Here is a 9,483-nt window from a genome sequence, read left to right on the forward strand (position 1 = left end):
AATAAATATAGGAGTAAGTATAAATGAGCGATTAACTATAATAGATACGTTCAAATAATAAGTTTGATTATTTGGCTTGTTAATTAACCATGGTAATCAATCGCTGTAGTCAACGACGCCAGCAGTTAATTGAACAAAAATAAGTGGTTAGCGCTATGATAACATTTTTTTCTGTTTTATTTGTGTTTTACAAGCGTACTAAAGACGCATTTGTATACCTTGCGCTGCCATATATTCTTTGGCTTCTTGCACTGTGTACTCACCAAAGTGAAATATGCTGGCGGCAAGCACTGCATCGACACCGCCTTCTAGTACACCTTCGGCCAAGTGTTGTAAGTTACCAACACCGCCCGAGGCGATAACAGGTATGTTCACTTGATTGGTGATTTGTTTCATTAATGCTAAGTCATAGCCTTTTTTGGTGCCATCGCCGTCCATTGAGGTGACCAATAATTCACCTGCACCCAGATCAGTCATCTTTTTGGCCCAAGCCACCGCATCAATCCCCGTTGGCTTACGACCACCGTGAGTGAAGATTTCCCAACGTGGTACGATAATGCCATTCACATTGATATCAGCGACGCGTTTGGCATCGATAGCCACGACGATGCATTGGTTACCGAATTTCTGCGCGGCTTCGCCAACGAACTCCGGAGTAAACACGGCGGCTGAGTTAATCGCCACTTTATCTGCGCCAGCATTGAGCAAGTTGCGGATATCTGCGATTTTACGCACGCCACCGCCGACGGTGAGCGGGACGAATACGGTCTCGGCCATACGCTCGACAGTATGATAAGTAGTGTCACGCTCATCGTTGGTCGCCGTAATGTCCAAAAAAGTAATCTCATCAGCGCCTTGTTCATTGTAGCGTTTGGCCACTTCGACAGGATCGCCTGCGTCTTTGATATCGACAAATTGTACGCCTTTGACCACACGGCCGTTGTCCACGTCCAAACAAGGGATGATACGCTTTGCTAACATAGGGTCTTTCACCTTATAATCAATTCATTCTATAGGCGCTAGTCTAGCAAAAACCCCGCCGTTTCAGGCAGGTTTTCGTAAGATTATTATGCTTTTCGCCATAGTTTGCTTATACGCGTTACAATTACTGTGATTGCCGCTTAAATTTATTTTATTTAACTTTTTATTTAATTGCCAAAAGTGAGATGTCATGTCCGTCTATACCCAGTTAACCGATGACCAGTTTGCCGCCTTTTGCCAAAGCTTTGGCGTATCATTTGTGCGTGCCATTCCGATTACCCAAGGCATAAAAAACTCAAACTGGTTTATTCAAACAACTGACGATGTAGATGGTGCATACTCTTACGTGTTGACGTTATTTGAAGAGCGTCCACCCGCTGATATCGAAAAAATGGCGATTATCCTCAATCAATTAGATGGCAAGCTACCGGTAGCCGCGCCATTGGCTGTGATTGAATCTGATACCGCTGATGCTAATACAAACAGTGAGAACAGCTATGTTATTCATTACGAAAACAAAGCAATCACCTTGGTTCCCTGTCTAGCTGGCTCGCATCCTGAGCAAACCACGCCAGCGATGTGTCATGATATCGGTGTAGCACTAGCGATGCTGCATGAAACATTGCAAGCGCTACAGCCTGCTGAGCAATATGGCGTGCCTTTATATCCATGGAGCGATGTACGTGACCGTGAAATGCAGTTTATGCCAGGTGATGAAGCCAAGTTGATGAGTGATATTTGGCAGTCTTACCGCAATTTACCGCTTGAAACTTTGCCAAAAGGCTTATGTCATTTGGATATGTTTGCTGACAACACGCTATGGAACTTACAAAAAGGTGAGGAGCAATTAACGGGCTTGTTAGATTTTACCGAAGTCAGTGTCGAACATTATGTGATGGATATTGCCATTACTATCAATGACTTTTGTACGACTTGGGGCGATGCCGAGCAAGATGAACGAGTTCATTTTGATCGTAGTAAAATGGTAGCGTTTTTACAGGGGTATGAAGCCAAGCGCGCAATGAGCGAAGATGAAAAACGTGCGCTACCTGTAATGCTAGCAAAAGCGGCAGTGATTTTTTGGTTATTGCGTCTAAATGTGATTCATTACAACCGTACCGAAGGGCGTACAGGCGATAATATCATGGTCAAAAACCCTGACTTGATGAAACGTTTGGCCGCTTACCATTGGGCGCATGTCGAAAAATCGCAAAATACGGTATTTGTATTATTAAATAAGCAGGACAATCAAATTGTCGGTGTGTTTAGCAACATCACGCAAGCCGAGCAAGCGCAGGACACATTAAATAGTAGTGAGTCTGCTATCAAAGAATATAAGCTAGATCAATTACCGTAAGTATTACTGATTCACTTATTTTTGTACCAGCATCCAGTACTAAAATTTAGCACCAAAACCTCAGAGGTGAACCCATGACTGATCAAGTTGATAACTGGCACAAACTGGCACGCTTTGATACCAATATGCAGGGCGAGTTGCATGCCAATTTGCTGAGAAATAACAACATTACGGTATCGATGCAAGCGTTAAGTAGTATCCCAGGCATGAACTCAGGCGCGGTGCTATGGGTACAAGATACGGATTTAGCAGAAGCTCAGCGTATTTTGGATACCATACCAACTGATGGTGCAGCGCTGCTTGATGAAATGAGTGATGCTGACTTTGATGCGCTCAATAATAACAATGGTGGTAACGATTAAATGTGTCAACTCTTAGGAATGAACTGTAATACTCCAACGGATATTGGCTTTAGCTTTGCAGGGTTTCGCAAGCGTGGCGGCATGACGGACAGTCATGAAGATGGTTTTGGTATTGCGTTCTTTGAGCGTAGTGACTGTGTGAATAATGACGAAACGGTAAATGATTCAACGGGGCTGCGTTTGTTTCATGACAATCGCCCAAGCCATTTGTCACCAGTCGCTGATTTGGTCAATAACTACCCAATCAAAGCCATGAACGTCATTGCGCATATTCGTAAAGCGACGCAAGGACAGAACTGCTTGGCCAATACCCATCCGTTTGTGCGTGAGGTATGGGGTGAGCAGTGGGTGTTTGCGCACAACGGTCAGATGAATAGCGAGTTCATTAAACGCTGTCAGCGTCTGCAGGACAATGGCAATGCCTCACATTGTCAGCCCGTCGGCTCAACTGACTCAGAGATGGCCTTTTGTTATTTGGTTAATCGCCTAAAGAGCAGCTTTAAGTCGCGTCCTGACGACAAGACATTGTTTAACTTTTTGACCACACAATGCCGTTATCTATCTGCTAATGGACTATTTAATTGTTTGATATCAAATGGCAAGTGGCAGCTGGCTTATGCGGGTAGTTTATTGTTTTATCTTACGCGTAAAGCGCCATTTGGTGAAGCAAAACTGGCTGATGATGATATGGCGATTAACTTTGGTGATGTGACCACAGATACGGACAAAGTCACTATTTTGGTCACCGTACCATTGACTGAAAATGAGAAGTGGCAACAGTTAGCGGTAAATGAGTGCCTAATATTTCAAGATGGTGATGTCATTTATCAAGACAGTCCAAGCCAGCGCAAGTTTTTGACGATTGATGAAGGGATTGCGATTGCACGCGCGGTCGGGGCGAGTGTTTAGGAAGTGATAAACATCTGATACTATTTAAATGTAACCTCCACAACACCGCTTAAACTTCTCACCAGACCCGCAAATACACGGTTGCTTTTGCGTGATAGTCATCGCAACCGTCGGATCTAAAAAGTACCAGCGCGCATCGTTATCAGCCTTGCTTTTTACCTTTACAAAGGCAGATAGCTCATGATGCGTCTGTAATTCATTTGGCGTCTTAAAATAGGCTTTAAACTCAACTTGCGCGTGCCGTTTACCAAGCTTTGGGGTGTGTTTTACAATCTCTAGTCCTGCCCAGTCCGTTTCTTTTGCCCAACTCTCAATCGACTGTACGTCAAGTAATGCTTGCTGTGCAGGTACGGTGGTTTTTACAATGTAATCTGGTTTTACCAACACAAATGCACTATAGCGCGACCGCATGAGCCGCTCGGCTGTCTCTGCGCTCATACCATCTACCTGATCAATTTTGTCATTATAAAAAGCATCATGATAAGGCTGACAGCAGTCTTGATAGGATAGTGGCGTTGAGCCTACCGATGTTGATGCTGGATTGATTTGGCAAGGGCAAGTCTGTAGGGAAGGTTGCATATTTTACTCAAGGTTTTTTCGGGATTTGGTTCTGTAGTTTATATAGTTAGTCCTAAATAAAAGAGATATAACCATACGATACGGGTTAAATTTGTCTTGCTTGCTGTGCCTACGCAGACAGAGGCTGCGCAAATCTAATCCGTATAGCTGCATTTATTTTATAGTGGATTGACTATAACATTGTCAGATTTTAACGCCGCATACTCTCTATCATATCAGGCAGCATACCGACTTTGAGCTGTGCCCAAGGTGCTGGATCACGTAGCTGTTGCCAAAAAGGCTCAAAAGGCGGGGCAACATACAGCAGCAACAAAAGGATAATGTACAGTAGACAGTACCACCATTTATCATCATGCTGATAAAACTTCATCGCAGTACCTGATGAGCGCTTCATTTTCATATTGGATAAGTTAACGCTATAAAGCTCATCTAGGGTTAAATGTACCATAGCCCCACCAAATAAAAACAAACCATAAAACCAGCTGGTCGTTAGTGGCAACTGTAGTACAAAATAATTGAGATAAGTTAATCCCAGTCCGAGTATTGCCATATAAGGAACGGAGTGAATCACACCGCGATGCACCGTCATATTGGTGAATACATAAAATACCACATAGCGCATAAAGCCATAGCCTACCAGCCATAACGCCATCAATGATAATAAACTCAGTTCACTGCGCCAATGCATGACTAAACCAAAGGCGAAAATAAACGAAGTAATGTTGAACCCAAGCTTAATCGGTGTTGAATTATCCGAATCCAAGTCTGGTAACAACCCACCGATGGTGCCAAGTGCCACGCACACTAAAAACCCCGAGTCATTGATCAATCCAGCTTTATAAACCGTTAGACTCGCCGTGCCACTGACCATAAATGCAACGTTCAAGTGGGTGTTGAAATTTGCCATAAAAACTCATTTATCCATCGCGCTCAAAAAGACCTTTTGAGCTGCTCATCTAGTCGTAAAAAAGGGCACCATGATACCATAGCCCGCTCATACGTTTAATATAGACAACCCTTAAGAGAAAGCGTTTATGCCCACTAATGATTTACCTGTCATTCTTGACTCTGATGTCCGTGTTGAGAGCGCTACCGTGCTTGATAAAGACTTTGCCGAGATTGATTGGCAATCACCATGGATGTGTCACCTTAACCAACTGAGTAGTATCAGTGAAACCATTCAAAATCTAAGCACAATAGCAGCACCAAAAAATGAAATAGCAGGTGCGGTGATTGAGGAGCCGCTAATAGATGTCATCGCTGATATATTAAATACTGCGATTAATCGGCAGAGGAAAGAGACGCAGGGCTTTCTACCTACTACCAAGCCGACTGAAGACAATCAAGTGCAAGCTTTAAAGTTTGTCTCGCAGGATGCGCTACCTGAAGGTGAGGCGTATGAAAGTTTTATTGCAACGACTGGTAATATTCCGACGCGTGATAATTTACATGATTTATTTAACGGCAGTATTTGGCTGACGTTTCCGAAGACTAAGGCATTGCTCAATTATTATCATATGTTAGAGATAGCAGCACAAGGAGTCAGTGAGCGTCGAGGGCGTGTGCGAGATACTATCACTGTATTTGATGAAAATGGCGCCGTGCTCGTCACGGTAGATCCAAATATCGGCGAAGCGCTGATTGACTTTAATTGGCAGGCAAGTTTGGTGGTGCCACGCGCTCAATGGGACAATCCAAAACAACCAAGTTCGAGTGCTCAAGCCGCAGTCTATATCTTTGGTCATGCCTTACTTGAGCAACTGATACATCCACGCAAACCTCTATGCGCTCACAGCATTGTCATTCATGTTTCACAAGCGTTCTTTGCCTTATCATTAGCTGAGCGTATGAGCCGCTTGGATAATAAGGTTGCCGAATATATGAATACATTATTATCAAACGATGACGTCAAACCGCAACAGCTTGCACCACTGCCTATTTTAGGTGTGCCACACTTTTGGTCAGACAATATTGATCCGCGCTTTTACGATGATAACTATGTGTTTCGCAGTGGTCGTCGCAAAAAAATAATGAATGCAAAGTAATAAGGGCGATAGACAGCAGTGAGTATCTAAGCCTTTATTACGTTTACGATTGTGCCACGATTTGACTACGTCTAGGCGTTAACAAAGGCCGACATCTTTGTTATGGTAAAAGAACGTTATTGTTGAATCTAAGGTTTGAATTTATGCATCAGATTCCAAGTAACGATTGTCTCCAACAAACAATTATCTCTAACAAACAATGATGAAGGATTTATCTAGCCACCAATTATCAGCATAAGCGTTAAACCGTTTATGTTCAGGATATATAACAATGATAAGGAAGCTACTATGAGCGATATTTTTGATGTAAAAGACACGATTACGGTCGATGGCAAGGAACATGCCTACTACAGCCTACCAAAGCTGACCGAAACCTATGAGCATATCAAAACGCTGCCATTCTGCATGAAAATCGTATTAGAAAACCTACTACGTAACGAAGATGGCGGTCAGTCTGTAGGCAAAAACCATATCGAAGCGGTTGCTAACTGGGATGCAGGTGCTGAGGCGTCAAAAGAGATTGCCTTTATGCCAGCGCGTGTGGTCTTGCAGGATTTCACTGGTGTGCCTTCAGTGGTTGATTTGGCTGCGATGCGTGATGCCGTGGTCGAGCTTGGCGGTAATGCTGAGCAGATCAATCCATTTATTCCTAGTGAGCTGGTCGTTGACCACTCTGTACAGGTCGATGCTTATGGCCGCGAGGACGCGCTTGATCTCAACGAAAAGATTGAATTCAAACGCAACAACGAGCGTTATGAGTTCCTACATTGGGGGCGTAACGCCTTTGAAAACTTCGTTGTCGTACCGCCAGCAACGGGTATCGTGCATCAGGTCAACCTTGAGTATTTAGCACGTGTGGTTATGGCCGCAGATGTCGATGGCGAGCTGACAGCCTATCCTGACACCGTCTTCGGTACAGACAGTCACACCACTATGATTAATGGTATCGGGGTGCTTGGTTGGGGCGTGGGCGGTATCGAAGCGGAAGCGGCGATGCTCGGTCAACCTTCATCGATGCTGATTCCACAAGTGGTCGGATTTGAGCTGACAGGTAAGCTGACCGAAGGCGTCACGGCAACTGATTTGGTACTGCGTGTGGTTGAGATGCTGCGCGCACATGGCGTGGTCGGTAAGTTCGTTGAGTTTTATGGTGAGGGCTTACACAGTATGCCGCTTGCGGATCGCGCGACCATTGCCAATATGTCACCAGAGTACGGTGCGACATGTGGTATTTTCCCAATTGATCAAATGGCGATTGATTACCTGCGTCTATCAGGTCGTGATGAAGCACAGATTGAGTTGGTCGAACAGTATGCCAAGGCGCAAGGCCTATGGCACGATGCCGATACACCAGCGGCGACTTATTCGAGTAAGTTAGAGCTGGATTTATCTTCTGTACAACCAGCATTGGCTGGCCCCAATCTGCCACAGCAGCGTATTAACCTGTCTGATATGCATGAGAAGTTTGGCGAAACGCTAGAGAAGATGAACAAAGACCGTAAAATAGAAGCGGATGGTAAAATACGCTTTGATCAAGAAGGCGGCGAGCAAGAGCAAGCAGATGATTTGGCTGCTGAACCACAGATAGAAGTCGATACAAGTGATGACAATCTTCAGCATGCTCCGGCAAATAACGTCTTTTCGACTGTCAGTATCGATGATAAGCAGCACAAATTGAGAGATGGGTCGGTAGTTATTGCCGCCATTACTTCTTGTACCAATACCTCAAACCCAGCAGTAATGATTGGTGCGGGTTTGGTCGCCAAAAAAGCAGCGGCCAAAGGTCTAAAAGCCAAACCATGGGTCAAGACTTCACTGGCTCCAGGCTCAAAAGTGGTGACAGATTATCTAGAAAAAACCCATTTGATGGATGAGTTAGAAAAAACAGGCTTCTACCTAGTAGGTTATGGTTGTACAACTTGTATCGGTAATTCAGGACCACTGCCTGAGGCTATTGAGAAAGGCATTGAAGAAAACGACTTGGTCGCTGCTGCGGTGCTATCAGGTAACCGTAACTTTGAAGGTCGTATTCACTCACATGTGAAGGCCAGTTATTTGGCATCACCACCGCTAGTGGTAGCTTATGCATTGGCAGGTACGGTCGATATTGATCTAACGACCCATCCACTAGCACAAGACCAAGACGGCAATGATGTCTACTTAAAAGACATTTGGCCGACCTCTGATGAGATCAATGAGTTGATTGCCAATAACATCGATGCTGATATGTTCCGCAAAAACTACGGCGAAGTGTTTGACGGCAGTGCCGCGTGGAATGCGATTAGCTCAGCAGATAGCCAGTTGTATCCGTGGAGCGAGGAGTCAACTTACATCAAGAACCCACCGTTTTTTGATGGTATGACCATGGAGCCAGAAGGTATTCCTGATATCCAAGGTGCACGTATCCTAGGTCTGTTCGGTGACTCGATCACCACCGATCATATCTCACCAGCGGGTAATATCGACCCGGACTCACCAGCAGGTAAATACTTGCAGGAGCGTGGTGTGATGGAAGCAGACTTTAACAGCTATGGCTCACGTCGCGGTAACGATGCCGTTATGACTCGTGGTACTTTTGCCAACATCCGTATCAAAAACACTATGATGGGCGGTAAAGAGGGCGGTTACACCTATTATTTCAATGGTGATAGTGCAACGCTCCAAGACGGCGAAGAAATGCCCATTTATGACGCAGCGATGAAGTACAAAGAAGACAAGCGTCCGTTAGTCGTGCTCGGCGGAGCAGAGTACGGCTCTGGTTCCAGCCGCGACTGGGCAGCCAAAGGTACGATTTTACTCGGCGTAAAAGCCGTATTAACCAGCTCATTCGAGCGTATTCACCGCTCAAACCTAGTGGGTATGGGCGTATTGCCGTTGACCTTTAAAGACGGTGAAAATGCAGCTACTTATAAGTTGGATGGTTCGGAAGTATTGAGCATCACAGGTTTAGACAATGGCGAGAGCAAAACGGCCAACGTTACGGCCACTCGTGCCGATGGTTCTACCGAGAACTTTGAGGTCAATGTTATATTACAAACGCCAAAAGAGCGTGAATACGTGCGCCATGGCGGTGTATTGCACTATGTACTACGTCAACTGGCTGCTGAGAGTAAAGACGCAGGCTAGTGAGGTAATAGACTTAGCATGGTAAAAAGCCCAATCCCTATAAAGTAGGGGATTGGGCTTTTTTATTAAGTAACCGGGTGTTATATCGGTATAGTTGCGTTCAGATAACTTCGACACAAGGAAA

The 9,483-nt window shown here is 44.8% G+C and carries 8 protein-coding genes; 5 read left to right on the plus strand and 3 right to left on the minus strand.

Features of this window, described 5'->3' with window-relative positions:
• Window positions 1-198 precede the first annotated feature (198 nt).
• On the minus strand, window positions 199-981 hold the full coding sequence (hisF, locus tag ACT3RN_RS12505) for an imidazole glycerol phosphate synthase subunit HisF (protein ID WP_192519631.1): 783 nt from the start codon (window positions 979-981) through the stop codon (window positions 199-201).
• 190 nt (window positions 982-1,171) lie between these two features.
• Between hisF and ACT3RN_RS12510 the strand changes: the two genes are divergently transcribed.
• From ACT3RN_RS12510 to ACT3RN_RS12520, 3 genes are all read left to right on the plus strand, one after another.
• Window positions 1,172-2,338 carry a homoserine kinase gene (locus tag ACT3RN_RS12510; protein ID WP_192992418.1) on the plus strand — a complete coding sequence of 389 codons (1,167 nt, stop codon included), beginning with the start codon at window positions 1,172-1,174 and terminating at the stop codon, window positions 2,336-2,338.
• 74 nt (window positions 2,339-2,412) lie between these two features.
• Entirely contained in the window at window positions 2,413-2,700 is a 288-nt protein-coding gene (locus tag ACT3RN_RS12515; RefSeq protein ID WP_225739196.1) for a hypothetical protein, read from the plus strand.
• The gene (locus ACT3RN_RS12520) at window positions 2,701-3,609 is read left to right on the plus strand and encodes a class II glutamine amidotransferase (protein ID WP_192519633.1); all 909 of its coding nucleotides are present in this window, start codon (window positions 2,701-2,703) and stop codon (window positions 3,607-3,609) included.
• Between the two features lie 24 nt (window positions 3,610-3,633).
• Here ACT3RN_RS12520 and ACT3RN_RS12525 read toward each other — a convergent pair whose 3' ends face one another.
• Complete coding sequence (locus ACT3RN_RS12525; protein WP_192519634.1) at window positions 3,634-4,188, minus strand: YchJ family protein; 555 nt, start codon at window positions 4,186-4,188, stop codon at window positions 3,634-3,636.
• Between the two features lie 190 nt (window positions 4,189-4,378).
• A complete protein-coding gene (locus tag ACT3RN_RS12530) occupies window positions 4,379-5,095 on the minus strand; it encodes a metal-dependent hydrolase (protein WP_192519635.1) in 717 nt (238 codons plus the stop codon).
• A 127-nt stretch (window positions 5,096-5,222) separates the two neighbouring features.
• Between ACT3RN_RS12530 and ACT3RN_RS12535 the strand changes: the two genes are divergently transcribed.
• Window positions 5,223-6,233, plus strand: a complete 1,011-nt coding sequence (locus tag ACT3RN_RS12535; RefSeq protein ID WP_192519636.1) for a DUF3025 domain-containing protein — start codon at window positions 5,223-5,225, stop codon at window positions 6,231-6,233.
• Between the two features lie 288 nt (window positions 6,234-6,521).
• Window positions 6,522-9,359 (plus strand): aconitate hydratase AcnA, encoded by a 2,838-nt coding sequence (gene acnA, locus ACT3RN_RS12540; protein WP_192519637.1) that lies wholly within the window; start codon window positions 6,522-6,524, stop codon window positions 9,357-9,359.
• The last annotated feature ends 124 nt before the right edge of the window (window positions 9,360-9,483 follow it).

It is taken from the genome of Psychrobacter sp. AOP5-GZ1-6 (assembly GCF_052376345.1).
Lineage (GTDB): Bacteria > Pseudomonadota > Gammaproteobacteria > Pseudomonadales > Moraxellaceae > Psychrobacter.

Bases quoted from the DNA above. Each gene is read 5' to 3' on its own strand.
- ACT3RN_RS12535 (WP_192519636.1), top strand. From the start codon at position 5,223: ATGCCCACTAATGATTTACCTGTCATTCTTGACTCTGATGTCCGTGTT.
- ACT3RN_RS12510 (WP_192992418.1), top strand. From the start codon at position 1,172: ATGTCCGTCTATACCCAGTTAACCGATGACCAGTTTGCCGCCTTTTGC.
- acnA (WP_192519637.1), top strand. From the start codon at position 6,522: ATGAGCGATATTTTTGATGTAAAAGACACGATTACGGTCGATGGCAAG.
- ACT3RN_RS12525 (WP_192519634.1), bottom strand. From the start codon at position 4,188: ATGCAACCTTCCCTACAGACTTGCCCTTGCCAAATCAATCCAGCATCA.
- hisF (WP_192519631.1), bottom strand. From the start codon at position 981: ATGTTAGCAAAGCGTATCATCCCTTGTTTGGACGTGGACAACGGCCGT.
- ACT3RN_RS12530 (WP_192519635.1), bottom strand. From the start codon at position 5,095: ATGGCAAATTTCAACACCCACTTGAACGTTGCATTTATGGTCAGTGGC.
- ACT3RN_RS12515 (WP_225739196.1), top strand. From the start codon at position 2,413: ATGACTGATCAAGTTGATAACTGGCACAAACTGGCACGCTTTGATACC.
- ACT3RN_RS12520 (WP_192519633.1), top strand. From the start codon at position 2,701: ATGTGTCAACTCTTAGGAATGAACTGTAATACTCCAACGGATATTGGC.